The following is a 24,368-nucleotide window of genomic DNA, read 5'->3' as shown; positions in this document are numbered from 1 at the left end:
CCGCCGGTGCGGGCTGCAGCCTGCGCCGGCGGTCATCCGCAGCGGTAGAGGGAGGAAAGGAGCCAGCGGGCCTAGCTGTCCTTCTTGCCCTCATCGTTGAGGCGCTTCAGGGTTTCCTCGGGAGTCTCGGTACCAGTCACCCGGCTTCCGGTTTCGGGCGTGGTCAGCGACGAAGCATCGTCCGGCACGGCAGGTGATTCAACGGCCGGTTCAGCTGCAGGCTCGACCACTTTGGTCACCGCCTGGCGGTGCACGGTGGCAAGGTTTCCGGGGGACAGTTCAAGGGTGACCTTGTTCTCCGCTTCGTCGATATCCACGATCCGGCCGTAAAGGCCAAAGCTGGTCATGACCTCCACGCCCGGGGCGAACTTCGACTGGAGCTCTGCCTGCTGCTGCTGCGTCTTCTTGTTGCGGCGGAACATCATGAAGATGAAGACGCCGAGCATGACGAACAGGAGAATTGACATTGGATCCAAGGGGAATTCCATTCTTTTGCGTGGGTGGTGCCGGTTTTCCAGCGACGCGGGCCTCGCTTCAGCCGGGGCGGGATGTAGACGCAGGCAAAGCCTGACGGTTCCTTCCCCAAGCGACGGAGGCATCAGGGCCACCGGCGAAACAAAGCGCCGAACGTGCCGGGCGTCATACCAGTCTAAAGGGAAAAGCTGAAGGGATCCTGCTATTGGCCCTCCGGGGCCCACTCGCCGGCGCCTGCGGCTTCTTCGCCGGAATCGAAAATGTCCAGCTGTTCCTGCGCGAAGACTCCCGAGGGGATGGCGTAACCCAGGTGCGTCCACGCGGGTGCCATGGCGATCCGGCCGCGCGGGGTGCGACCCAGCAGCCCCTCGCGGACCAGGAAGGGTTCCGCCACGGTCTCGACGGTTTCGGTTTCTTCGCCGACGGCGATGGCGAGCGTAGAGAGGCCTACGGGACCTCCGCCGAACTTGGTGATCAGAGCCTCGAGGACGGCCCGGTCCAGCCGGTCCAGGCCTTTCTTGTCCACTTCATACATGTCCAAAGCTGCCGATGCCGCCCGTGAGTCGATCTGCTCGATGCCGTGCACCAGCGCCCAGTCCCGGACACGGCGGAGGAGCCGGTTGGCAATGCGGGGGGTGCCGCGGGAACGGCCGGCGATTTCGGCGAAGCCGGCGGAGTTCACCTTCAGGTCCAGCAGGCCCGCGGAGCGCCGCAGGACCAGCTCAAGCTCCGGGACGGAGTAGAACTCGAGGTGGCCCGTAAAGCCGAACCGGTCCCGGAGCGGCCCTGGGAGGAGGCCGGCCCGGGTGGTGGCGCCTACCAGGGTAAACGGCGGCAGCTCCAGCGGAATGGCGGTGGCGCCCGCGCCCTTGCCCACCACGATGTCCACCCGGAAGTCTTCCATGGCCATGTAGAGCATTTCCTCGGCCGGCCGGGACATGCGGTGGATTTCGTCCAGGAACAACACTTCGCCCTCCGAGAGGGAGGACAGGATGGCGGCGAGGTCACCGGCGTGCTGGATGGCAGGTCCGCTGCTGAGGCGCAACGGAGCGTTCATCTCCGCGGCCACGATCATCGCCAGCGTGGTCTTGCCGAGCCCGGGCGGCCCGGAAAACAGCACGTGGTCCGCGGTCCGCCCGCGCATCCGGGAGGCTTGCAGCACCAAGGACAGCTGCTTGCGGACACGGTGCTGGCCAACGAAGTCGTCGAGGTTCTTGGGCCGCAGCGCCGCCTCGATGGCCCGCTCTTCCGGCTCCTCCCCCGCTGCAACCAGTGACGGTTCAGCCACGGCTGCCTACGCGGTTGCCGGCCCGGGCGCCATCCTGGCCCAGCCAGCGGAGCGTGGTGCGCAGGATTTCCGGAACGTTGCCGCGGAAGGAAACTTCAGGCTCGTCGGCCAAGGCTTTGTCGATGCTGCCTGAAGCGTCTTTTTCGGACCAGCCAAGGCTGGTCATCGCGGCGATCACTTGCGGCTTCCAGGCGGCCTCGGCGGGAGTGGCAGCACCGGCGGCGGGGGCGGTCCCGTGCGGAACAAGTTTTCCGGCCAGCTCCAGCACGATGCGGCCCGCTACCTTGGGACCGATACCGGGCACTTTGGTGAACGTCTTGCTGTCCCCCGTGTGCGCTGCAACCCGGATCGCCTCGGGCTCGTGGACCGCCAGCACCGCAAGGGCAAGCCTGGGACCTACGCCGCTGACACTGAGCAGGACGTCGAAGACCTCACGTTCGTCGTCGGAGGCGAAGCCGAAGAGCGTGAGCGAGTCCTCCCGCACGATCAGGGATGTGAACAGTTGCCCCTGCTCGCCCACGTGCAGCCGACTGAGGGTCTGCGGGGTGGCGTTCACGCTCATCCCGGCGCCGTTGAGGTCGATGACGGCCGTGGACAGGCCAACGTGCGCTACGGTTCCGCGGAGGAAACTGATCAAGGCCGGGCTCCCGTTGTATCGCCGGCCTCGCAATGAGCACCCGGCTATCCGAACATATCTACGAATACCCTAGCAAGGGGCAGGGACATTCAGCGTGCGCGGCGCGCCTTGGCCTCCGCCTCGGCCCACGCCCGCTGTGCCGGCGTTAAGGAGGAACTGCCCGGCCCGGTGGTTGCCACGGCGGCTCCGCTTCCGGCCCGCCACGCGTGCGTAATGGCCAGTGCCAGCGCGTCGGCGGCATCGGCAGGCCGCGGCGGCGCCTCGAGGCGGAGGATCTTGGTGACCAGCTTGGTCACGGCGTCCTTGTTGGACGTGCCGCTCCCGGTCACCGCCGCTTTCACTTCCGACGGCGTATGCAGCGCCACCGGGATGCCACGGCGGGCCGCCGCCGCGATGACGACGCCGGACGCCTGCGCCACGCCCATCACGGTGCTGACGTTCAGCTGCGAAAAGACGCGTTCGACCGCAAGGACCTCGGGCTCGTACCGGTCCAGCCACTCGTCAATGGCGGTGGCTATCACCAGCAGGCGCCGGTCCAGCGATTCCTCTGGCGAGGTGCCCACCACCCCTACGGCCACCATCGTGGCCCTGCGGTTCCGCTCGACGTCCACCACGCCGATCCCGCACCGTGTCAGGCCTGGGTCGACGCCCAGGACGCGGAGCGTCACCGCAGGTTCCTGGCCTTAGCGGGCAAGGCGCGACGTCACTCTGATTCCAGGGCAGCCTGGACTTCGTCGCTCAGGTCGGCGTTGCTGTAGACGTTCTGGACGTCGTCGAGGTCTTCGAGGGCGTCAGCCAGCTTCAGGAACTTGCGGGCACCGTCGACATCGAGCTCCACCTGCATCGACGGGACGAATTCCACCTCATCGGTGTCGTATTCGATGCCGGCTTCCGTCAGTGCCTCGCGGATGGCCTGCAGATCACCCGGTTCCGAGTGGATCTCGAAGGTCTCGCCGTTGTCCTTGACTTCCTCGGCGCCCGCGTCCAGCACGGCCATGAGGACGTCATCCTCGCTCAGGCCGTTCTTGGGCAGGTTGACCACGCCCTTGCGGGTGAAGAGGTAGCTCACGGACCCGGGGTCGGCGATGGTGCCGCCGTTGCGGGAGATGGCCAGGCGGACCTCGGAGGCTGCCCGGTTCTTGTTGTCCGTGAGGCACTCGATCAGCAGGGCCGAGCCCTGGGGGCCGCGGGCCTCGTACATGATCTCGGTGTAGTCCACCACTTCGCCGGTGAGTCCGGCGCCGCGCTTGATGGCGCGGTCGATGTTGTCGTTGGGGACCGACGTCTTCTTCGCCTTGGTCACCGCAAGTTCCAGGCCCGGGTTGCCCGCGAGGTCCGGTCCGCCCATCCGGGCGGCTACTTCGATGTTCTTGATCAGCTTGGCGAACGACTTTGCGCGGCGGCTGTCAATGATCGCCTTTTTGTGCTTGGTCGTCGCCCATTTGGAGTGGCCTGACATGCTTTACGCTTCTCCTCTGATCATGCGGATAAAAAGTTCGTGTACGCGTTTTTCGCCAGTCACTTCCGGGTGGAAGGAGGTGGCCAGCAGGTGGCCGGAACGCACTGCCACAATTCTAGCCGCCCCCGGCAGCGGGACGGCGTGGGAGGCATGGTCCGGGTCCGCCGGTTCAACCTGGGCGAGGACTTCCACGTCCGGGCCCACCCGCTCCACCCAAGGGCCGCGGATGAAAACAGCGTGCACCGGCGCCACCCCTGATTCAGTGGCACTGAAGTCCAGCCCCTTGAAGTCCAGATCGGTTTCGAACGACTCGCGCTGGCGGCCAAACGCGTTGCGGCGGACGGTGATATCCAATCCTCCGAACGTCTGCTGCGGGGCTCCGGAGAGGTCGGTGGCGGGATCGGCGATGTCCGAGGCGAGCAGGATCATGCCGGCGCACGAGCCGTAGACGGGCAGTCCTTCGGCGACGTACTTCCGGAGCGGATCGGCGAGCTCGAAAGCCCGGGCGAGCTTGTCGATGGTGGTCGATTCGCCGCCGGGAATAATGAGGCCGTCCAGGCCGTCCAGCTCCGCCGGACGGCGTACTGTTACGGCCTGCGCGCCCGTGGCTTCGGCCGCGCGCAGATGCTCGCGAAAGTCACCCTGGAGGGCAAGGACACCAATTTTAAGGCCTGAACCCACGCGCGCAGGAGCAGCAGAGGGGGGATTTGTCATCTTTCCAGCATACGGCCCGGCCCGTCCGGCCGGTGCCGTATGGCGTCCTATCGGCGAAGGTTGCATGCCGCTGCTGGGATATATTCGAAACATGGTCTTCTACAGTGTTCCGCTCGGCAAGCTGGTCCGCAGGGTATCCCGGCTCCGGGGCGGCGGCTCCGCCCTGCCAGGCCTGGTGGTCGAGAAGATCGATCCCGGATTCATGCGCCGGACACTGGCCACGCTGCCCCACGGAGTCGCGGTGGTCAGCGGCACCAACGGCAAGACCACCACCACCAAAATGGTGGTTGAGCTCCTGGAAAGCCAGGGCCTTAGGGTCTTCACCAACCGAACCGGCAGCAACTTCACGCGGGGTGTGGCCGCTGCACTCCTGGGCGAAGTGGACTGGCGCGGCAGGCTGGACGCGGACATTGCCGTCCTGGAACTCGACGAAGCCCACGCGGTGCACTTCGTGAACAGTGTCCCGCCAAAGTACTGCCTGCTCCTGAACGTGCTGCGCGACCAGCTGGACCGCTTCGGCGAGATCGACAAAACAGCACAGCTCCTGCAGCACATCGCCGCCAAGACCACCGGAACCGTGGTCCTCAACCGCGAGGATCCCAGGGTGGCGCGGATCGCAGACACCCTCACGGGCCAGGAGGTCAAGTACTTCGGCCTTGACGACTCCCTGCTGGGAACCTTCCCCAACGACGACGACATGCGCGCTGCTCCCGGCAGCCCCGCCCCGGCGGGCCTGCCGGAAAAGCCGGCTGCCGACGTCGTACTCCGCAAAGTGGGTGCGGACAGCGCCGAGTTTGAGTACGACGGCGGCACGGTCACCACGGCGATGAAGCTGCGGGGCGTTTACAACATCTTCAATGCTGCCGCGGCCATGACCCTGGCCCGCAGCATCTGCGGCGCAGGGGCCGCCACCGCGGACCACGCCACCTTGCTGGAAGCGTTGTCCAAGGTGGCTCCGGCCTTTGGCCGCGGGGAAAGCCTCACCGTGGACGGCCAGCCGCTGGACCTGGTGCTGGTGAAGAATCCCAGCGGTTTCCGGCTGGGACTGAAATCCTTCGCTGCGGGCGGTTACGCCACCATGATCGCGATCAACGACAACTACGCCGACGGCAGGGACATGTCATGGCTCTGGGACGTTGAATTCGATTCCCTCCGGGAGGGCGGGGTGGACGCGCTTACCGGGTCCCGCGCCTACGATATGGCGCTGCGGCTGCAATACGACCAGGTTCCCGTAGGAGCAGTTGAGACGGACATCCCCGCCGCCCTGGCCGCTTTCATCAGGGAAGGCCGGGGCAAGCCCAAACGGATCTTCTGCACCTACACCGCTATGCTGGCCATCCGCCGCGAGCTGTCCAAAATCACCACTGTGGAGGTTGTCTCGTGAATCCTGCCGAAGCACCAACCGCTGCCGCTCCGTCCAAGGGGACGCTCCGCGTGGTACAGCTCTATCCGCGGGACATGAACATCTACGGCGACTGGGGCAACGCCTTGGTCCTGCAGCGCCGCATTGCCTGGCATGGCTACACCCCGGAACTGCTTGAGTACAACGTGGGGGATCCGTTTCCTGACGGCGTGGACATCATCGTCGGTGGCGGCGGGCAGGACAGTGGCCAGCTGATCATCCAGGACGACCTGCAGGCGCGGGCCGGCCAGCTCAAGGAGTTGGCCGAGGACGGCGCCCCCATGCTGGTCATCTGTGGCCTGTACCAGCTCTTCGGAAAGTTCTTCAAGACCCGCACCGGCGCCGTGATCCCCGGCATCGGCATCCTGGACGTGGAAACCCAAGGCACCGACGAACGGCTGATCGGCAACGTCAAGGTGTCAACCACCGAGTTTGGCGAAGTGCTCGGGTACGAGAACCACAGCGGGCAAACCACCCTGGGCAGCGGTGTACGGCCCCTGGGAACGGTTGCCAAGGGCACCGGCAACAACAGCAATGACGGCCACGAAGGAGCCCGGTTCCGGAACATCGTGGCCAGTTACCTGCACGGTTCCCTGCTGCCCAAGAACCCGGCCATTGCCGACTTCCTCATCAGGACCGCCGCCGAGCGCAAGTTCGGCAGCTTCTCCCCCGGAGCACCGGACGATGCCTACGCGGTCCTGGCGCGGGAGCACGCCGCCCAACGACCCCGCTAGGGTATTTGCCGCAAGCCGGCGCTACCCACTTAGCGCCACTGGAAATACTCACGGTGGATATTCGCCCGGCGGACTCCGGCTGCCAGAAAGGCCTTCCGGAACTGGCGAAGCATGGCGTCCGGGCCACCCATGAACACCGACAACCTGCGCGGTTCGGTGCCCACGGCTTTCAGGACTGCCTCGGGAGTCAGGCGGCCGTCCGCCAAGGTGTCCACCAAATGCACCGTGAGGCGCGGATGGTTCCTGGCGACGGCGGCCACCTCGTCGGCGAACGGCGAAGGACCGGCCGATGTGACGAAGAAGTGGACGTTTTCGTGGAGTTCCTCGTCGAGCGACCGGAGCCAGCTCAGGAACGGCGTGATACCCACGCCACCCGCTATCCAGACCTGGTCGTTGGTTCCGCGGTGCCGGTCGAAGCGTCCGTAGGGGCCGCCGACCACCGCCGGCATCCCCGGCTGGATGACGTCCGGAAGCCTGGTGGTGTGGTCGCCCAGCGCCTTCACCGTGATGCTGATGCCACCCTCGCCGGCAGGGCCGGAAATGGAAAAGGGATGCCGCTGCCAGCCTTCTGCGGTTTCCAGGTAGATCATGGCGAACTGCCCCGGCCTGAAGCTCAACGGCCGGCCCAGGGGACGGAGGGCCACCTCCACCAGGTCCGAAGCGACCGCCCGCACCCCTGACACCTGGTAATCGTGGTGCGGCAGGAAATGGCGCGAGAGCAGTTCCCGGTAGGCATAGAACGCCAGACCCGTCGCGCCGATGGCCACGTAGCTCCACCGCAACACGGGGGCCGCCTCGAAAGCGCTGGCATCGAGCAATCCGTGCAGGAATCCGGCAGCCACGAACAGTCCGGTCAGCCGGTGAAAGCCGCGCCAGCGTTCATAGCCACCCAGCAGGCGGCCCGCAAGCTGGAAGGGCCGGGTTTGCAGGGAGGCGATGACGACGCGGCGGGCGGCCGCCGGCAGCATGGTCCGCCACCGCGGCAGGATGGCCCACACCACCAGCGCAATAAGGCCGCAGACGGCCACCACGGCCAGTGTCTTGCCCAGGCTCGTGGCCTCCGGGCTGGCCGCAAATTCGATGTGTGGCAGCAGCAGGACGGTTGCGGTGATTGCGGCCCGCCGGTGCCAGATGGCGGCGTGATCTATCCCGCCAAAAATCGGTTCGACGTGCGGGAGCGTGCTGACCAGGATCAGGGCAATCGAATACAGCAGGACGGACTCCCCGCCGAAAAGCTGCCCTACGTAGCCCAGGACGGGTTCCCCCGCAGGACGGACCGCGTACCAGAACAGGCCGTACCCCACTGCCAAGACCAGCACCGCACCTGGTCCCATCCAGCGGAGGGGCATTCCCAGGATGGCGGCCCGTGGCCTCGTGGCAGGCTTGGTCATTGGCCGGATCCCTTCGTGGTGGCAACCTGCTGCGAATCCAGGCAAAGGACACGCAATGTGCGGGCCGTTCGTGGCCCGCACACGTAAGTCTAGGGAGCGCAGCGCGCTTCAGCCGCCTTTTCCGGTCGTTGAGAAGCGTGGCCTGCTGTGAAAGGTTTACCCCATGACGAACCCGCTCCTGACCTCGAGTCCGCTCCCCTATGGCCTCCCGCCCTTCGCACTGCTTACCGCTGAGCATTACGGTGAGGCCGTCAAGGCCGGGTTGGCGGAACACTTGCACGAGATCAACGCCATCACAGCGTCCGAAGAGGCTGCGACCTTCGAAAATACTGCCCTGGCCATGGAGCGCTCAGGGCAACTAGTGAACCGGGCGGCAGCTGCCTTCTTCACGCTGGTTTCGGCCGAGGCCTCGCCCCGCATCAGGGAACTCGAAACGGAATTGTCGCCCCTCCTCTCCGCCCACCAGGACGAGATCTTCCTCAACCGGGCACTGTTCGAGAGGTTTGCCGCCATCGACACCGACAGCCGCGATCCGGAGTCAGCGCGCCTGGTGGACGAATACCTGAAGGAGTTCCGCCAATCAGGCATCCAGCTGGACGGCCCGGGCCAGGAATGCCTGCGCGCCATCAACGCCGAGCTGGCCCGGCTGGGCACCGAATTCGGGCAGCGCGTCAAGGAAGGGATGAAGTCCGCCGCCCTGTTGCTCCACGATGCCGGAGACCTGGCGGGCCTGCCGGCAGACGAGGTGGCAAGCGCTGCGGAGGCGGCCCGCGCCGCCGGGCATGACGGCGGCTTCCTGCTCACCCTCATCCAGCCAGGCAACCAGCCGGCCCTGGCCGCGCTCGAGAACCGGGACGTCCGCCGTCGGCTGTTCGAGGCATCCGTGGCGCGGGGCAGTAGTGGCGGAAAGCTGGATGTCCTGGACCTTGCCAGGGAAATGGCGGGGCTGCGTGCGGAAAAGGCCCGGCTGCTGGGGTTCGCCAACTACGCCGAACTGGTGGCGGACCGGCAGACGGCACCTGACTTCATGGCGGTACAGACCACGCTGAACCGGATGGCACCGGCAGCCATCCGCAACGCCGACGCCGAGGCCGCAGCGCTGGCGGAAGCTGCCGGCCACCCCTTGGAGCCCTGGGACTGGGCCTACTATTCCGCCAAGGTGCGGCGGGAGAAGTACGACGTCGACGAACAGGCCCTGCGGCCCTATTTCGAGCTGGACCGGGCCATAGAGGACGGCGTCTTCTTCGCCGCCACAGCGCTGTACGGGATCACTTTCCACCAGCGGAACGACCTTGAGGGCTACCACCCGGACGTGCGGATCTGGGAGGTCCGCAATGCAGACGGTACCGGCTTGGGGCTGTTCCTCGGCGATTACTATTCCCGGGAAACCAAGCGGGGCGGGGCATGGATGAACTCGCTGGTTGAACAGTCCGCGCTGCTTTGCAACAGGCCCGTGGTGATCAACACCCTCAACATTTCCAAACCTGCCGCCGGTGAACCGACGCTGTTGACGCTGGATGAGCTGCGGACCCTGTTCCACGAGTTTGGCCACGCACTGCACGGCCTGTTCTCTGCGGTCACCTATCCGCGCCTCGCCGGGACGTCGGTGCCGAGGGATTTCGTGGAGTACCCGTCCCAGGTCAACGAAATGTGGATCATGTGGCCTGAGGTGCTGTCCAACTATGCCCGCCACCACGTCACCGGGGAGCCGTTGCCCCAGACCATCGTGGAACGGCTGGAGGAATCGCGGCTGTGGGGTGAGGGCTTCGCCACCACCGAGTACCTGGGTGCGGCGCTTCTCGACCTTGCCTGGCATGTACTGGAGCCCGGAAACGTCCCCGGGGATGCCCTGGAGTTTGAGGCAAAAGCCCTCGCCGCCGCGGGCATCGCCCACCCGCTGATCCCGCCGCGGTACCGGACAGGGTACTTCCAGCACATCTTCGCAGGTGCCGGCTACGCGGCAGGGTACTACTCCTACATTTGGAGCGAGGTGCTGGACGCCGAAACCGTCGACTGGTTCAGCGAGAACGGCGGGCTGACCAGGGCCAACGGTGAACGCTTCCGCACCGAACTGCTCTCCAGGGGCAACAGCCGTGATCCGCTGGAATCGTTCCGGCTCCTGAGGGGCCGGGCTGCCAACCTGGAACCGCTATTGAAACGCCGCGGCCTCGAGTAACCCCATCGATTGCTGAGTAGTTGTCGTTTTCAGGCCCGAAAACGACAACTACGGAGCAATCGATGGGTTTTAAGAAGCCCAGCCAACAACGACGCCGGGTGGCCACCTTTTAAAGGCGGCCACCCGGCGTCGTACTTCTTTTTAGGGACTACCAGCCGCGTTCGGCGAGGCGGTGGGGCTGGGGGATCTCGTCGACGTTGATGCCCACCATGGCCTCGCCCAAGCCGCGGGAGGCCTTGGCGATGACGTCGGGGTCGTCGAAGAAGGTGGTGGCCTTCACGACGGCGGCCGCGCGCTGGGCAGGGTTGCCGGACTTGAAGATGCCGGAGCCAACGAACACACCGTCAGCGCCGAGCTGCATCATCATGGCAGCATCCGCGGGGGTGGCGATGCCACCGGCGGTGAACAGCACCACGGGAAGCTTGCCGGCGGCGGCAACTTCCTTGACCAGCTCGTACGGCGCCTGCAGCTCCTTCGCCGCAACGTACAGCTCGTCCTCGGGCAGCGCAGCCAGCTTGGCGATCTCGGAACGGATCTTGCGCATGTGTCCGGTGGCGTTGGAGACGTCACCGGTGCCGGCCTCGCCCTTGGAACGGATCATGGCCGCACCCTCATTGATGCGGCGCAGGGCCTCACCGAGGTTGGTGGCGCCACAGACGAAGGGAACCTTGAAGTTCCACTTGTCGATGTGGTTGACGTAGTCGGCCGGGGTGAGGACCTCGGACTCGTCGATGTAGTCGACACCGAGGGACTGCAGGACCTGGGCCTCGACGAAGTGGCCGATGCGGGCCTTGGCCATGACGGGGATGGACACGGCATCGATGATCTGGTCGATCATGTCCGGATCGGACATCCGGGACACGCCGCCCTGGGCGCGGATATCGGCCGGAACACGCTCCAGCGCCATGACTGCCACGGCACCGGCGTCTTCGGCGATGCGGGCCTGCTCGACGTTGACGACGTCCATGATGACGCCGCCCTTGAGCATCTCAGCCATGCCACGCTTCACGCGGCTGCTGCCCGTGACGCTGTTCGCGGACGAACCGGCCTCGTTGCTTACATCAGGTGTAGACACAAAAACCCCTATGGGTAGACAGATGATCTTCGCCGGGCATGCGGCGGCAACTGCCGGAGGTGCACGCACGGGTTGCCGGGTCGCTTGACCGGGCACTTATATACTAGACCCCCGCCGCGCGGCAGGCTTAATCATGCTTAATCAGCGGGCGTTGGCTCCGCCAGGGCCTGCCGGCGCACCGAAAGAACGCGCTGTACCACTGTGACCAGGCTCGCCGCCGCCAGGAGGACCAGGGTGGCAAGGAGCACCACCGCCGGCAGCCCCAGGCCGGTGAGGCCGGTAACCACCAGGACGGACACGAGCCGTTCGGCCCGCTCCGCGATCCCCACATTTGCGGTGAACCCCAGCGACTCGGCCTTGGCACGGGCGTACGAGACAACCATTCCCAGCACCAGGCAGACCAAAGCTGCCGAGGCGATGATGGCGTTGTTGCCGCCGGTGTAGAACCAGACTGCCACCCCGGCGAACAGCGCACCATCGGCCACGCGGTCCAGGGTGGAGTCAAGGAAGTTGCCCCAGCGGCTCTTCACGTCCTGCATCCGGGCCATGATGCCGTCCAGGACGTCGGAGAAGATGAATGCCGTGATGAAGACCGTTCCCCAGAACAGTTGTCCCAGCGGATAGAACACCAAGGCCCCTACCGCCACGCCAAGGGTCCCTGCGATGGTTACTGCGTCAGGTGAAACGCCCAGGCGAAGCAGCCAGCGTGCCAGCGGGGTGAACAGGGCGGTGAAGAACCCGCGGGCATGCCTATTCAGCATCCGACTCCCCGGGCCAGGCGTCAGCCACTTGCTGCCGGACCTCGTCGAGGGTCTGGGTGATGGCCTTGGTCTGGGCGATGATCGGGAAGAAGTTTCCGTCGCCGCCCCAGCGCGGAACGATGTGCTGGTGCAGGTGCGCGGAAATCCCCGCCCCGCCCACAACGCCCTGGTTCATGCCCAGGTTGAAACCGCCTGGATTGGATACCTTGCGCAGGACCCGCATGGCCGTCTGGGTGAGCTCGGCAAACTCGGCCGTCTCCTCAAGGGTCAGGTCCGTGTAGTCCGGGATGTGCCGGTAAGGGCATACCAACAGGTGGCCCGGGTTGTAAGGGAACAGGTTCAGCACCACGTAGCAGGTCCTGCCGCGGTGGACAATGAGCGCCTCTTCATCGGTGCGGCCCGGGCCAACGCAGAACGGGCAGTCGTTTTCGTTCTTGAACTGGTGCTGGCCGCCCTTGATGTAGGCCATGCGGTGCGGAGTCCACAGGCGCTGGAAAGCGTCCGGGACACCGGCGAGGTCGAAGTCGTCGGTAACGCCGGCATCACCCGGATACCCTGCGCCTGTGTTCTCCTGCACTGTGCTGTTTCCGTTCGGCTAGCTGGTCCGGTTACGGACGGCTTCGGTAATCCGCTTGACTGCCTCGGCCACGGGCACGCCGTTGTCCTGGCTGCCGTCCCGGAACCGGAAGGACACGGCTCCTGCCTCCGCGTCGTCGCCGCCGGCGATGAGCACGAACGGGATCTTGTCCTTGCTGGCCGTGCGGATCTTCTTGGGGAACCGGTCCGAGGAGGTATCCACCTCGGCGCGGATACCCGCCGCCTTGAGCTCGTCGACGACGTCGAACATGTAGTCGTTGAAGGCCTCCGCCACGGGAATGCCCACCACCTGGACCGGGGCCAGCCATGCGGGGAAGGCGCCGGCGTAGTGCTCGGTCAGGACGCCCATGAACCGCTCCACGGATCCAAACAGTGCGCGGTGGATCATCACGGGGCGCTGGCGGGTTCCGTCTGCGGCCTGGAATTCAAGTTCGAACCGTTCGGGCAGGTTGAAGTCCAGCTGGATGGTGGACATCTGCCAGGTGCGGCCCAGCGCATCCTTCGCCTGCACGGAGATCTTGGGTCCGTAGAAAGCGGCTCCGCCCGGGTCCGGCACCAGTTCCAGACCGGACTCCTGCGCCACCTCGGCCAGGGTGCGGGTGGCTTCCTCCCAGGTGGCGTCGTCGCCTACGTACTTCTCCGGGTCCTTGGTGGACAGCTCCAGGTAGAAGTCGTTCAGGCCGTAGTCCTTGAGCAGGTCCAGGACGAAGGTGAGGGTCTTGGTGAGCTCGTCCTTCATCTGTTCGCGGGTGCAGTAGATGTGGGCGTCGTCCTGTGTCATGCCCCGGACACGGGTCAGGCCGTGCACCACGCCGGACTTCTCGTACCGGTAGACCGAACCGAATTCGAACAGCCGGAGGGGCAGTTCGCGGTAGGACCGGCCGCGGGAACGGAAGATGAGGTTGTGCATGGGGCAGTTCATCGGCTTCAGGTAGTAATCCTGGCCGGGCTTGCGAACGGTGCCGTCCTCGTTGAGTTCCGCATCAACGTGCATGGCCGGGAACATGCCTTCCTTGTACCAGTCAAGGTGGCCGGAGACCTCGTACAGGTGGCCCTTGGTGATGTGCGGGGTGTAGACGAACTCATAGCCGGCCTCGACGTGCCGCTGGCGGGAGTAGTCCTCCATCTCCTTGCGGATGATGCCACCCTTGGGGTGGAAGACGGGCAGGCCGGAGCCAAGCTCGTCAGGGAAGGAGAACAGGTCCAGTTCGGATCCGAGCTTGCGGTGGTCGCGGCGTTCGGCCTCGGCGATGCGCTCCTGGTAGGCCTTCAGTGCGTCCTTGGTGGGCCAGGCGGTGCCGTAGATGCGCTGCAGCTGCTGGTTCTTCTGGTTGCCCAGCCAGTACGCGGACGAGGACCGGGTCAGCGCGAACGCGTTGGAGATGAGTTTGGTGTTGGGCAGGTGCGGGCCACGGCAGAGATCGCACCAGACGGTGGTCCCTTCTTTGCGTTCCACGTTGTCGTAAATGGTGATGTCGCCGGCGCCGACTTCGACGTTCACGCCTTCCCCGGCTTCGGCGGCTTCGTTCTTTTTGCCCAGGAGCTCGAGCTTGTAGGGCTCGTTCTTCATGGCTTCGCGGGCCTCGTCTTCGCTGACCACGCGGCGGACGAACTTCTGGTTCTGGTTGATGATCTTCTGCATCATCTTTTCGAGGGTCTTGAGGTCCTCGGGAGTGAAGGGCTCGGCCACATCGAAATCGAAGTAGAAGCCATCGGTGATGTAGGGGCCGATGCCCAGCTTGGCGTCAGGACGGAGCTGCTGCACCGCTTGGGCCATCACGTGGGCGGTGGAGTGGCGCAGGACGTTCAGGCCGTCGGGGGAATCGATGGTGATGCCCTCCACCTCGGCACCCCCGGGAAGTTCCTGGTCCAGGTCCTTCAGTTCGCCGTTGACGCGGGCTACAACTACGTCACGGCGCTCAAAGAAGAGTTCCGCACCGGTTGTCCCGGTAGTCACCACGGTCTCTTCGCCATCGACGAGAAGGGTGATCTGCTGGGCATCTGACACGGGTGTCTCCTATTCAAAGTTCAGGCTTCATAGCTTGTGGCATACGGGGACCACAGCCAGCCACCGTCAATGCTATCGGTTCCGGCAGGGGCCGACCAACGCGGCACACGGTGCCCGGGGCACGGTTCAGCCGCTGAAACCGGTGATGGCCAGTGCCCTGCTGATGCCATCCAGGGGATGCGGGCCTTCAGGGTCAAGGGGCGGTGTCGATTCCGGAAACGGCAAAGTCTCCGTGCGGGCCAAGTCCCAGGCCATGCTCGCGCTCAGGCTGATGCCCCGGGGACCGGTCCTTCTGGTGGTGCCCCGGATCAGCAGCAAACGGGTACCGAATAGGAGGGGTCCTGCGTTTTCCTGGGCTTCATGGAAGAAGACCGAGTCCACGCAGCCGGTGCCGTCGTCGATGCTGATGAACACCACCCGCCTGCCGCCGCGCATCGGAGGGGTCTGGGTTGCCACCCGGACACCGGCCACCAGGACCTCGGTGCCGTTGCGCAGGCCCAGGAGGGAGTCTGCTGTGGTGACGCCGAGCCTGTCCAGCAACGGCCGGTGGCTGTCCATCAGGTGGCTGCTGACATCCACGGCCATCAGGTCGAGTTCGGCCCTGACGTTTTCCACCAGGGTCGGTGCCGGCAATCCGGGTTTGATGTTCCGTAGTTCAACATCCCCCAGGGGCAGCGACAGTTGGCCATCCAGGACTTCCAGGCCCTTTCGCCCCCCTTTGCCGGCCTGGAGTTGTTGAAGGTGCTGCACAAGGTCCGCCCGGTTGGCGTGGCCTCCCGCTTCACGGTGCAGAGAATCGAAGGCTCCCAGCTGCGCGAGGCGCCTGATGCTGGGTTTGCTGAGCCGCGAGCGCGCCCTGAGGTCCGCCAGGGAGTCGTACGGCTGCCCGGCGACGATCCGCTTCAGTTCTGCCGCCGAGAGGCCGTAGATTCCGTTCAAGCTCAGCCGGATACCTAACTTTCCCCGGTCTTTGCCTGTCTCCACCCGCTCCACCCGGTACTCTGCCTGGCTGCGGTTGATGTCGAGCGGCAGGATGGGGATGCCGAGCCTCCGGGCTTCGGCAACCAACAGCCGCTTGGGATACATTCCGGGGTCATGCTCCCACAGTCCGGCGAGGAACGCTTCGGGATGGTGGGTCTTGAGCCAGGCCGACTGGTAGGTGGGCACGGCAAAGGCTGCCCCGTGGGCTTTGCAGAAACCGAAGCTGCCAAAAGCTTTGAGGGTTCCCCAGACCTTGTCCACCACCTCGGGAGAGTATTTCCTGGCGCGGGCTTCGCGGCGGAAGAATTCCTCCACCGCCACTTCCAGGGCTTCGTTGCCGAGGGCGCGCCTGAATTCGTCCGCGCGGGCCAGCCCGCATCCGGTCATGACGTCGAAGGTCTTGAGGATCTGCTCATGGAAGACCGTCACTCCATGGGTTTCCTGGAGCACGGGCTTGAGGTGCGGGTGCGGGTACACCTCAGGGGCGAATCCGTGGCGGTGTTCCAGGAAGGGCCGCACCATGTCCGATTTCATGGGTCCTGGCCGGAACAGGGAGATATCGATGATGAGGTCGTTGAACTCCCTGGGGGCCAGCTTTCCAATCAGCTCCCGCTGTCCCGGGGATTCAATCTGGAAACACCCGAGGGTGTGGGTGCTGCGGATCAGCTCATAGGTGGGTTCGTCGTCGAGGGGGACGGAGTTGAGGTCGATCCGGCCGTCGGCGGCGATGTAGTCAGGTCCGCTTCCGTCCGGTCCTGCGGGGTGGCGGCCTGCAGCCACTACCTCGGCCTTGGACGGGTGGAGGCGGATCACTTCCCGGACTGCGAACGCCATGGCGCTTTGCATCCTGACACCGAGGACATCGAGCTTGAGCATGCCCATGGGGTCCATGTCGTGTTTATCGAACTGGCTCATGGGCAGGCCCAGGCCGCTGGGCTGGACAGGGGTGCGGTCCAGGAGGGTGGCGTCCCCCAGGATGACCCCGCAGGGGTGCATCGAGATGTGCCGGGGCAGCCGGTCCAGCCGTTCGGTCAGGTCCACCAGCAGGTCCAGTTGCTGGTTTCCGTCGGCATCGCGGTGCTCCACCCGGCCCGCGAACTCCTTGAGCTCGGGTTTTTCCTGCAGTGCTTCCCGGAATTTCCTGGCGGAGAACCGCCACAATTGCTTGGCGATCTCCCCCACTTCGTCGTCGTCCATGCCCAGCGCCATCCCGGCGTCACGCACTGCCCCCCGGGCCCGGTACCCGTTTTGCATGCTCATCAGGGTCACGCGCTCGGCGCCGAAGCGTTCGAAGATTTGGCGGTAGACGTTATGGCGTTCAGCGCTTTCGACGTCGATGTCGATGTCCGGGAGCGTGGCACGGTCGTTGGAGAGGAACCGTTCAAAGATGAGATCGTGCTGCAAGGGATTTACGTGGCTGACCTCGATCAGGTAGTTGACCAGGCTGGACGCCCCGGATCCGCGGGCTGCCGCCCTGACTCCCATGTCCTGGATCATCCGGGATACCTCAGCCACGGTCAGGAAGTAGGAAGAGAACCCCAGGTTCCTGATGATCCCCAACTCGTGCTCCAGCCGTGCCAGCATCGTGGTTTCGTCATGTCCGCCTATCCCGGGGAACCGCCTGCCGATTCCCGCATGGCACCTCTGGATGAGTTCCACATGCGGATCCTGGGTAATGCCAATAACCGATGCTTCCGGCACCACGGGTTGCTTCCACCCCATGTCCGTGGCGGGGTCCATCCGGCAGAGGTCGGCGAGCGCCTCGGTTTGGGCCATCAACTGCTTGAGGTCGGCTGCCCCGTACCCCGCAGCGGAAATGATTTCCTTGCCCAGGCCGAGCATCTGCTCCGCGGTTTTCAGCCATCCCTGTCCGGTGGGCTGCAGCAACGGTTCCCCTGCCAGTTCGGGCAGGGACTTCAAAGTACGGGCAGAGTCCAGGACATCCGCTGTTGGCGCACCGTCAGCAGCGCAGTACCGCACCGCGTTGCTGAGGATGGCGGGCACGTGGTGTTCCTCTGCGAGCCGGAGCATACGGACTGCATGGGAGGTGCTGAGGGGAAAGCCTGGTGCGCTGAGCTGGGAGACGATTTCCGCCACGACGGTTCCCGCGGGCATGGCGTCCAGCCATTGTTTGAAAAGTGTCCTGGGACGAAGGTAGCGCCGGCCTCCCATGGCCCTTCCCACGTCTGAATCCGGACCTATCAGGACGGTCAGCACCGGCTTGAGTGTTGCAGGGTCCAAGGTCCGGGAAGCCAACTCGGCTCGGGTGACTGCCACGGGAACTGTTCCCCCCGCCTTCCCGGAGGTCCGGGCGTGGGCGTCGGAAACCAGCCGGCACAAGGCACGGTACCCAGCGCCATTATTGTGGCCTCGAGCCAACACCACCACCCGGCCGGCCACCTGCGTCCGCTGGTCTCCGTCGTCGTCAAAGACCGCAAGGTCAACCCCCACGATGGGGTCGATGCCCGCAGCCATGCAGGCTTTGAGGTGTTTTATGGTGCCGTAGAGGCCGTCCCGGTCGGTGCAGGCCAAGGCAGTGGCGCCGTCGCTGGCAGCGGCCTGGGCAAGTTCTTCCGGCCAGGAGACGCCGTAGTGGGCGCTGAATGCTGTGGAAACGTGAAGGTGGGTGAAGCTCATGCTGTTCTGGGGCGAAGGGCGTCATGGATCCGCAGCAGGCGCCAACGGCCGCTGCCAACATGCCGGGTGAGGTCGAGGGTCAGTGGTTCTGAAGCATTGTCCGCGGCAGCAGGAAGCACCTGGATTCGCCAGATTTCGTGGTCCACCACGCCTGGGCCGCTGCCAAGGGGGGCCCTGGCGTCTTCAGCCCACCACTGCCGGCGTTCATACCATCTGACGGGTTCGGCACAGACGCGGTAATCCCTTCCAGCCCACTCCAGGAACTCAGGCTGGCCGGAGGCTGAACATGCCACGTCAATGGACTCGCTGAACATGCCCATGCGCGCCTCCCGGACTGTACTTCCCTAATTGCTTTATTCGAATATGTGTTCGAATAAAGGAAGTCTACGCCGGGGAGGCGGCAAAACATAGGCGGGGGTGGACGGACCGTGCGGCAGGGAGCAGGATGATGGCATGAGTACCGATGACGCACTCCTGAAGCAGGCAAGCATCAAGACCCAGGACTCCACCCTGGTGGCCACGTTCAATATCGATGGCGCCATTCCGGAATCCGGCGCCTATGTGGTGGGTCTGATGGGAGCCACACCGGACTATTCAACGCAGCGGCGGCTTTGCATTGAATTCATGAACGGGGAGGCCATTGCCTGCTATGCCTTCAATCGAGACCAGGGAGTCGAGGAAGACTACGACCTGTCCGGCGTGTCCCATTCGGACAGCACCATTACCGGGAGCTTTCCCGCCACTGCCTTGAACGGGCTCGGGAAAGGGCACCTCCTGTCAGCCTTCAGTGAGGCTGACGGACGGGAATTCCAGCATGGGGTGCCGGTGGATGAATCCCTGTAGGGTTCCTTAGCTGCTTTCCTTGTGGATCTTCAGTTCGAGTTCAATGAACCCGGAGATCATGGCCCGGTAGGTTGACTCGACGATGTCCGGGTCAATGTCCTTTTTCTCTGCCGCGGCCCGGACGTGCTCAATGATGCGCTCCACCCGGCCGGGCGCCCGCACCTCGGCGTCGTCGCCTTTCAGGGTTCCTGCGATCCGGATCAGCCGTTCACGGCGGGCGATGAGGGTGACGATCTGGTCGTCCACCTCATCGACGGCAACCCGGACAGCCGCGAGTTGTTCCTTGTCGGCCTGGGCATCCCGATCGTTTCCTTGAATTGTCGCCATCGTCTGACAGTATCGAAGCATGGAGCCAAGAGTCGACTTTATCTCCCTCGGAGTCCGCAGCGTTGACCGGTCCCGGGCCTTCTATGTCGACGGCCTCGGCTGGCCGGTCCACCGCGAGGTTGCCGGGGAGGTGCTGTTCATCCAGGTGAACCACGGCCTGGTGCTTTCCCTCTGGGACGCCCGGCAGATGCAGGCGGAAGCAGGCGTCAGCCCGCCGGACGGGATTCCCTGCGTCACGTTGAGCCACAACCTGGAAAGCGCCGCGGACGTGGACCGGGTCATGGAAGAGGCCGCGGGAGCGGGCGCTGTCATCATCGCCGAACCCGTCACACAGCCCTGGGGCGGCTATACAGGGTACTTTGCAGACCCTGACGGCTTCCGCTGGGAGGTGGCGTACAACCCCACCTGGACCGTGGACGACGCCGGAACGGTCACCGTGTGATGGCTGTCCGCGCCCGTGGCGGGGCTGCTAGAACAGGGCCTCCACCGGACGGATCAACTCAGGTCCGTTGTTGCGGACGTTACCGACGTCCTTGCCGACGGACTCCACATGCCAGTCGGCGGCAGCGTCCTTGACTCCTGACCGCACCAGGTCCACAAGGGCGGCTGCGTCGTCAGCCTGCGGGTCCAGCCAGGCCTCCATGGTGGCTTTGTCCATGGGCAGCGGCACGCGGTCATGGAGCTCCGTCAGCTTTCCGAAGATGGTGGATTCAGTCCCGGGCGGTGGTGTGTCCGCCGTGAGGATGGACGTGGAGAGCAGCCAGCGTCCCGGTTCCCCTTCCGGAACGGACGGGTCCTTCCACCACTCATACAGGCCGGCGAAGACCAGGCCGTGGTCCTGGCCGGGGTGCACGTAATAGGGCTGCTTGGACTTGCCGGGGCCCTGCTTCCATTCGTAATAGCCGTCGGCGGGATTATCCGGTACTCCCAGGCCCCCGTCTTTTACGTCTTCAACAGTCAGACTTTGCCCTCTGGAAAGTGTTGAAGTCGGCATTACCCGGTACCCGTCTTTGACGCTGCGGCCATCTTTCGTGTCGCTGCGAGGCGGGCGAGCCGGCCGGGTGGACTATGGGCTTGGCAAAGGAGCCGCGCGATGAGGGTGCAAAGCATACGGTTGGAGGGCGAGGAGCCCACTTGGACTGTTCTGGGCGCTGATCTGCTGCCAGCCAAGGAGATCGAGTCGTACCTTGAGTTTTTGCGGCAGACCGACGCCTCGCCGAACACAGTCAAGGCTTACGCGCGAGGGTTGGCGTTGTGGTGGGAGTTCCTCGAGCTTCGTGGCCGGAGCTGGCACGTTTTCGGTGTTGAGGATTTCACTGGGTTCCTCGGCTGGATGCGGTCGGGGCTTCCGCCGGGAGTTGCATCACTGTCCGCTGTGCCGGCGCGGATCGCGAATGCAACGGCGGCCCAGAGACTGCAGGCGGTTCGCTCGTTCTATGTGTTTCAGCAGTGGCGCGGCCTCGAGGGAATTCCGCCGCTGTTCCTGGGTCGGGACTCGAACTCGCCGTACTTGCCGTTCCTGACTCACATCCGACGCGGTTCTCGTGCGGCGTCGGTGTCTGTGAAGGTCCACCGGCGACGGCGGGCGGCACCGACCTTGACGCCTGCGCAGATCGATTCCATCAAACAAGCCTGCGCGCACTGGGACCCCGGCACGCGCTCGTGGTCGGGATCGCTCAGGGACCGACTGTTCTTCGCTTTGCTTGAGGAGACAGGCATGCGGCTTGGCGAGGCACTGTCGCTGCAGCACCGGGACTGGCATTCTGGCGGCGGCGAGAATCCGTACATCGAGGTTGTCCCGCGCCCCCATCCCCACGGGGCGCGGGTGAAGGGCGGAAATTACCGCAAACTCTACATTTCCGACGAGCTGGACCGCCTCTACGCCGAGTACGTCTGGCTCCTCTGCGAGGCGGGCCTGGATCTGGTAGTTGAGGACATCGACGGCTCATACGTTTTCGTGAACGTCGCCGGCGGAGAGCGCTTCGCCCCGATCCGCCCAGAGACGATTTACAAGCTGATCGCCCGGATAAAGCGCGTACTCGGCGACCTTGTGCCAGCGCGTTGGTCCCCGCACTGGTTCCGTCACACGCATGCCACAGCCCTGCTTCTCTCTGGCCGACCGATTCATGTGGTCAGTCGACGACTCGGTCACGCCGATGTCCAGACGACCCTGAACACCTACGCCTGGGTGACTGAGGACGAAGAGTTACGGGCACTGGCCGATTGGGCCGCCGTGACAAAACAATGGAGGGACGGGCATGCGGACATCTGACGCAGAAATGGTCGGGATCCTGAGTGCCAGCGGAGCGCCGGGCTTCAATGCGACACGCAACGAGGAACTGCTCAGCGCAGTCCCCGAGGGCCTTCGGCTGCTGCACTACACGCGCGACTCGATCCCGGCCGAGCATCTGAGCTCATTCGGTTTTTATCATGACAAGATCGGCAACATTCACCTCGACGGCCTGACCACCACGATGCAGAACGAGCTGATGTTCGCGATCTGGCGCATCGTCGAGCTCGGCGGCCGGGTGCCCTGCGCGTCGCTGGGATTACTCCTTCGGGAGCTCGCCGCGACATCGAAACGGCTGCAGCGCGCCGGCCAGCCGTTCGAGAGCGTGATGGATTACACGCCGGCCGGATGGCGCACCGAGCTGGCTACGACCTGGGTCCGGCGCACGAAGCAGCTGCCTAATCCGAACACGCTGCGCACGTTCCTGTCGCCGCTGGATCGAGTCAGCAAGCTTCTCTGGTTCGCCTACGATACGAGGCCCTGGTGGCAACGAGAGATCTGGGACCTGACCATGGACCGGCGTATCCCCCGGCGGCCCCAGGAGATGCTCTCGCAGGTCGCGGTCCACTGGCACCGCCTCCAACCTACATGGTTCCGTCAGGGCGCGATGTTCTACGTCAAGACGCAGCTCGAGGCAGGCCAGTTGACCTGGGCAAGCGTGCACAACCGCCACAACGCGCTCCTTCCCTTCGGAGAATTTGCGGCAGCCCGAAATCTGCCGGGTCCGCGACTCACGCCGGACCCGGCCCTGCTGCGCCCATTAATGCTGGAGTTCCTGGGCGAAACTCGCCAGACGAAAGCACGCCACGGGAAGAACACCGGCAAACTGCGCTCGATCGGGAGCGTCGCCCAGATTACCGCGGCAGTCCGGGGCCTCTACGCATTCATGAACGATTTCGGACCCGAGGCTGCGGCCGCGGTCGGTGATGAGCGGTGGACCGGTATTGGTCCTGAGTATCTGAGGTTCTGGCGGCCGGGAGACATCCCGCGCGTTCACAAGAACCGCTACGACGAACGGCACCTGTTTACCGACACAGTCATGTCGGCGCTGGCGTCACATGCCCATCTGCTTGGCGTCCCTCGCCCGCTCGGTGGATTAGGGGACGAGCAGGGGATGCGGATTCTGTTGCTGATGATGGCTACCGGACGTCGGATCAATGAAATCTGCATGCTGGATCTGGATCCGATCATCCCGGTTGAAGGCCCCACGCCTGAAGGCGGGAACATCGCAAAGCTGCGCTACCAGCAGACGAAAATCGTGGACGCACCGGACACGATCTTCGTCGACCAGGAAGTCACCGCCATCATTGCAGAGCAGCGCCGCTGGCTCACCGAAAACTTCGAAGCCGGGCTGACGCCGAAGTACTTGTTCGTAAAGGCTCAGGGCAATCTGCGTGGCCAGCACCCCTACAAAGACGGACGGTTCCGACAACAACTGCATCATCTCGTTGCCCTCGCCGGGTTGACTGAAGCCGACGGGACCCCGCTGGACCTGGGCAAAACGCACCGGTTCCGGCACACGAAAGCGACAAGCCTGATCAACGCAGGCGTGCCCCTGCACGTCGTCCAGCGCTACATGGGCCACCTAAGCCCCGAAATGACGATGCACTACGCGCAGACCCTCGACGCGACAGCGAAGGCCGAGTTCCTCCGCTACCGCAAGATCACAACGTCGGGCTCCGCATCAGCGATCCAGGGTGAGGACCTCTATGAGCTGATGGCGTTGGACTCACGCACCGACCGGATACTACCAAACGGCTGGTGCACACTGCCCCCGGCAAAGAGCTGCGACAAAGGCAACGCCTGCCTCACCTGCAACCTGTTCGTCACCGACGAACGATTCCTTGGCGTCCACGAAGGCGAAGCCGTCGCTCTCGACCAGCTCATCGACAACCGGCAGGCTGCGCACCAGCAACGCACAGGACAACCGATGAGCGAAAACCACGTATGGCTCACCCTCCGGCGCCGCGAGCAGCTTGCACTCAAGACCATCGTTGAAACGCTCACTACACAAACGGATGATGCCCACGAGCCGATCCGCGGCCCTGGAGAGCAAACCCGAATCAGCGCGGACAGACGCGATCCGCAGGAGTCGCAATGAGCCGCGGCAACCCGGAACTACTCGCCCAGGCCGCGTCACGAAAACGACAAGCAGCACGTGACCGCGCTGACGCCGGCATACGCGCACTACTGAAAGCCGGCACACCCATCACCTTTGAGGCGGTCGCGACGGCGGGCCACGTTTCCAAGGACTTTCTCTACCGCACGACTGATCTGCGTAACCGCATCCAAGACCTTCGCAGCCGCACTGCCGGCATGCGGGCGGCAGGGCCGCCCAGCGAGCCCGCCGCGGCAACCTCCACAAGCAACATCGTCCGCACACTCACCATCGCCCTCCGAGACGAACGGGCCCGGCATCGGGCCGAGATCTCCGAACTCAAGGCCGCTCTGGAAGCCGCCCATGGCGAACTGCTGCGGCTGCGGCGCCACCCTGGTTTGCACGATGCCGACTGACCAACGGATCTCTCTTCCATCAATGCACTGGACGACGGTTGAGGCCATGGGACAGGATGA

At 64.8% G+C, this 24,368-nt stretch carries 22 protein-coding genes and 1 pseudogene; 8 read left to right on the top strand and 15 right to left on the bottom strand.

Annotated features, from left to right (window positions below):
* Nucleotides 1–71: 71 nt before the first annotated feature.
* The 6 genes from yajC to pdxT form a co-directional block, all read right to left on the bottom strand.
* On the bottom strand, nt 72–467 hold the full coding sequence (yajC, locus tag QRN53_RS05015; protein WP_285242917.1) for a preprotein translocase subunit YajC: 396 nt from the start codon (nt 465–467) through the stop codon (nt 72–74).
* 209 nt (nt 468–676) lie between these two features.
* The gene (ruvB, locus tag QRN53_RS05010) at nt 677–1,762 is read right to left on the bottom strand and encodes a Holliday junction branch migration DNA helicase RuvB (protein ID WP_285242916.1); all 1,086 of its coding nucleotides are present in this window, start codon (nt 1,760–1,762) and stop codon (nt 677–679) included.
* Nucleotides 1,755–2,399: a Holliday junction branch migration protein RuvA gene (ruvA, locus tag QRN53_RS05005; protein ID WP_285242915.1), complete on the bottom strand. Its 645-nt coding sequence runs from the start codon at nt 2,397–2,399 to the stop codon at nt 1,755–1,757. The genes ruvB and ruvA overlap by 8 nt, the downstream gene beginning before the upstream one ends.
* An 89-nt stretch (nt 2,400–2,488) precedes the next feature.
* Nucleotides 2,489–3,067, bottom strand: coding sequence for a crossover junction endodeoxyribonuclease RuvC (gene ruvC / locus QRN53_RS05000; RefSeq protein WP_285242914.1), 579 nt, complete (start codon nt 3,065–3,067; stop codon nt 2,489–2,491).
* A gap of 35 nt (nt 3,068–3,102) precedes the next feature.
* On the bottom strand, nt 3,103–3,858 hold the full coding sequence (locus QRN53_RS04995; RefSeq protein ID WP_018761454.1) for a YebC/PmpR family DNA-binding transcriptional regulator: 756 nt from the start codon (nt 3,856–3,858) through the stop codon (nt 3,103–3,105).
* Nucleotides 3,859–3,861: 3 nt separating this feature from the next.
* A complete protein-coding gene (gene pdxT / locus QRN53_RS04990) occupies nt 3,862–4,572 on the bottom strand; it encodes a pyridoxal 5'-phosphate synthase glutaminase subunit PdxT (RefSeq protein ID WP_285242913.1) in 711 nt (236 codons plus the stop codon).
* A gap of 91 nt (nt 4,573–4,663) precedes the next feature.
* On the opposite strand from pdxT, the gene QRN53_RS04985 reads away from it, so the two are divergent.
* Nucleotides 4,664–5,956, top strand: coding sequence for a Mur ligase family protein (locus QRN53_RS04985; RefSeq protein WP_285242912.1), 1,293 nt, complete (start codon nt 4,664–4,666; stop codon nt 5,954–5,956).
* Nucleotides 5,953–6,708 (top strand): type 1 glutamine amidotransferase, encoded by a 756-nt coding sequence (locus tag QRN53_RS04980; protein WP_285242911.1) that lies wholly within the window; start codon nt 5,953–5,955, stop codon nt 6,706–6,708. Before QRN53_RS04985 ends, QRN53_RS04980 begins: the two co-directional genes overlap by 4 nt.
* Nucleotides 6,709–6,737: 29 nt before the next feature.
* Here the strand turns inward: QRN53_RS04980 and QRN53_RS04975 are convergent, their stop codons facing one another.
* Nucleotides 6,738–8,099 (bottom strand): ferredoxin reductase family protein, encoded by a 1,362-nt coding sequence (locus QRN53_RS04975; RefSeq protein WP_285242910.1) that lies wholly within the window; start codon nt 8,097–8,099, stop codon nt 6,738–6,740.
* Nucleotides 8,100–8,262: 163 nt separating this feature from the next.
* On the opposite strand from QRN53_RS04975, the gene QRN53_RS04970 reads away from it, so the two are divergent.
* Nucleotides 8,263–10,275, top strand: coding sequence for a M3 family metallopeptidase (locus QRN53_RS04970; protein ID WP_285242909.1), 2,013 nt, complete (start codon nt 8,263–8,265; stop codon nt 10,273–10,275).
* Between the two features lie 148 nt (nt 10,276–10,423).
* On the opposite strand, the gene pdxS is transcribed toward QRN53_RS04970, so the two are convergent.
* From pdxS to QRN53_RS04940, 6 genes are all read right to left on the bottom strand, one after another.
* Entirely contained in the window at nt 10,424–11,350 is a 927-nt protein-coding gene (pdxS, locus tag QRN53_RS04965; RefSeq protein ID WP_026264497.1) for a pyridoxal 5'-phosphate synthase lyase subunit PdxS, read from the bottom strand.
* Nucleotides 11,351–11,487: 137 nt separating this feature from the next.
* On the bottom strand, nt 11,488–12,111 hold the full coding sequence (pgsA, locus tag QRN53_RS04960) for a phosphatidylinositol phosphate synthase (protein WP_285242908.1): 624 nt from the start codon (nt 12,109–12,111) through the stop codon (nt 11,488–11,490).
* Nucleotides 12,101–12,688 (bottom strand): HIT family protein, encoded by a 588-nt coding sequence (locus QRN53_RS04955; RefSeq protein WP_285242907.1) that lies wholly within the window; start codon nt 12,686–12,688, stop codon nt 12,101–12,103. The genes pgsA and QRN53_RS04955 overlap by 11 nt, the downstream gene beginning before the upstream one ends.
* 18 nt (nt 12,689–12,706) lie before the next feature.
* Nucleotides 12,707–14,716, bottom strand: a complete 2,010-nt coding sequence (gene thrS / locus QRN53_RS04950) for a threonine--tRNA ligase (RefSeq protein ID WP_285242906.1) — start codon at nt 14,714–14,716, stop codon at nt 12,707–12,709.
* A 126-nt stretch (nt 14,717–14,842) separates the two neighbouring features.
* Complete coding sequence (locus QRN53_RS04945) at nt 14,843–18,334, bottom strand: DNA polymerase III subunit alpha (protein ID WP_285242905.1); 3,492 nt, start codon at nt 18,332–18,334, stop codon at nt 14,843–14,845.
* Nucleotides 18,331–18,654, bottom strand: coding sequence for a DUF6504 family protein (locus tag QRN53_RS04940; RefSeq protein ID WP_285242904.1), 324 nt, complete (start codon nt 18,652–18,654; stop codon nt 18,331–18,333). Before QRN53_RS04940 ends, QRN53_RS04945 begins: the two co-directional genes overlap by 4 nt.
* Nucleotides 18,655–18,787: 133 nt before the next feature.
* Here QRN53_RS04940 and QRN53_RS04935 point away from each other — a divergent pair, with 133 nt between their 5' ends.
* Complete coding sequence (locus tag QRN53_RS04935; protein ID WP_285242903.1) at nt 18,788–19,177, top strand: hypothetical protein; 390 nt, start codon at nt 18,788–18,790, stop codon at nt 19,175–19,177.
* Nucleotides 19,178–19,183: 6 nt separating this feature from the next.
* On the opposite strand, the gene QRN53_RS04930 is transcribed toward QRN53_RS04935, so the two are convergent.
* Entirely contained in the window at nt 19,184–19,504 is a 321-nt protein-coding gene (locus QRN53_RS04930) for a chorismate mutase (RefSeq protein ID WP_285242902.1), read from the bottom strand.
* Between the two features lie 19 nt (nt 19,505–19,523).
* On the opposite strand from QRN53_RS04930, the gene QRN53_RS04925 reads away from it, so the two are divergent.
* Nucleotides 19,524–19,946 carry a VOC family protein gene (locus QRN53_RS04925; protein WP_285242901.1) on the top strand — a complete coding sequence of 141 codons (423 nt, stop codon included), beginning with the start codon at nt 19,524–19,526 and terminating at the stop codon, nt 19,944–19,946.
* 27 nt (nt 19,947–19,973) lie between these two features.
* Here the strand turns inward: QRN53_RS04925 and QRN53_RS04920 are convergent.
* Nucleotides 19,974–20,417: pseudogene (locus tag QRN53_RS04920) on the bottom strand (SOS response-associated peptidase); the annotation flags it as partial.
* 180 nt (nt 20,418–20,597) lie between these two features.
* On the opposite strand from QRN53_RS04920, the gene QRN53_RS04915 reads away from it, so the two are divergent.
* From QRN53_RS04915 to QRN53_RS04905, 3 genes are read left to right on the top strand one after another with little or no spacing between them, the layout of a single operon-like run.
* Nucleotides 20,598–21,776 carry a tyrosine-type recombinase/integrase gene (locus tag QRN53_RS04915; RefSeq protein WP_285242899.1) on the top strand — a complete coding sequence of 393 codons (1,179 nt, stop codon included), beginning with the start codon at nt 20,598–20,600 and terminating at the stop codon, nt 21,774–21,776.
* Nucleotides 21,763–23,895 carry a tyrosine-type recombinase/integrase gene (locus tag QRN53_RS04910; protein WP_285242898.1) on the top strand — a complete coding sequence of 711 codons (2,133 nt, stop codon included), beginning with the start codon at nt 21,763–21,765 and terminating at the stop codon, nt 23,893–23,895. The genes QRN53_RS04915 and QRN53_RS04910 overlap by 14 nt, the downstream gene beginning before the upstream one ends.
* Complete coding sequence (locus QRN53_RS04905) at nt 23,892–24,308, top strand: DUF6262 family protein (RefSeq protein WP_285242897.1); 417 nt, start codon at nt 23,892–23,894, stop codon at nt 24,306–24,308. The genes QRN53_RS04910 and QRN53_RS04905 overlap by 4 nt, the downstream gene beginning before the upstream one ends.
* The last annotated feature ends 60 nt before the right edge of the window (nt 24,309–24,368 follow it).

The organism is Pseudarthrobacter sp. fls2-241-R2A-127 (genome assembly GCF_030209355.1).
GTDB lineage: Bacteria > Actinomycetota > Actinomycetes > Actinomycetales > Micrococcaceae > Arthrobacter.
The sequence above is the reverse complement of the archived record's forward strand: the minus strand, read 5'-3'. Positions and strand labels throughout refer to the sequence as shown.

What these genes read in the sequence shown, in the direction of transcription:
- yajC (WP_285242917.1), bottom strand. Translation starts at nt 467, where the DNA reads ATGTCAATTCTCCTGTTCGTCATGCTCGGCGTCTTCATCTTCATGATG.
- QRN53_RS04995 (WP_018761454.1), bottom strand. Translation starts at nt 3,858, where the DNA reads ATGTCAGGCCACTCCAAATGGGCGACGACCAAGCACAAAAAGGCGATC.
- pdxT (WP_285242913.1), bottom strand. Translation starts at nt 4,572, where the DNA reads ATGACAAATCCCCCCTCTGCTGCTCCTGCGCGCGTGGGTTCAGGCCTT.
- QRN53_RS04985 (WP_285242912.1), top strand. Translation starts at nt 4,664, where the DNA reads ATGGTCTTCTACAGTGTTCCGCTCGGCAAGCTGGTCCGCAGGGTATCC.
- QRN53_RS04975 (WP_285242910.1), bottom strand. Translation starts at nt 8,099, where the DNA reads ATGACCAAGCCTGCCACGAGGCCACGGGCCGCCATCCTGGGAATGCCC.
- QRN53_RS04970 (WP_285242909.1), top strand. Translation starts at nt 8,263, where the DNA reads ATGACGAACCCGCTCCTGACCTCGAGTCCGCTCCCCTATGGCCTCCCG.
- pgsA (WP_285242908.1), bottom strand. Translation starts at nt 12,111, where the DNA reads ATGCTGAATAGGCATGCCCGCGGGTTCTTCACCGCCCTGTTCACCCCG.
- QRN53_RS04945 (WP_285242905.1), bottom strand. Translation starts at nt 18,334, where the DNA reads ATGAGCTTCACCCACCTTCACGTTTCCACAGCATTCAGCGCCCACTAC.
- QRN53_RS04940 (WP_285242904.1), bottom strand. Translation starts at nt 18,654, where the DNA reads ATGGGCATGTTCAGCGAGTCCATTGACGTGGCATGTTCAGCCTCCGGC.
- QRN53_RS04935 (WP_285242903.1), top strand. Translation starts at nt 18,788, where the DNA reads ATGAGTACCGATGACGCACTCCTGAAGCAGGCAAGCATCAAGACCCAG.
- QRN53_RS04930 (WP_285242902.1), bottom strand. Translation starts at nt 19,504, where the DNA reads ATGGCGACAATTCAAGGAAACGATCGGGATGCCCAGGCCGACAAGGAA.
- QRN53_RS04925 (WP_285242901.1), top strand. Translation starts at nt 19,524, where the DNA reads ATGGAGCCAAGAGTCGACTTTATCTCCCTCGGAGTCCGCAGCGTTGAC.
- QRN53_RS04915 (WP_285242899.1), top strand. Translation starts at nt 20,598, where the DNA reads ATGAGGGTGCAAAGCATACGGTTGGAGGGCGAGGAGCCCACTTGGACT.
- QRN53_RS04910 (WP_285242898.1), top strand. Translation starts at nt 21,763, where the DNA reads ATGCGGACATCTGACGCAGAAATGGTCGGGATCCTGAGTGCCAGCGGA.
- QRN53_RS04905 (WP_285242897.1), top strand. Translation starts at nt 23,892, where the DNA reads ATGAGCCGCGGCAACCCGGAACTACTCGCCCAGGCCGCGTCACGAAAA.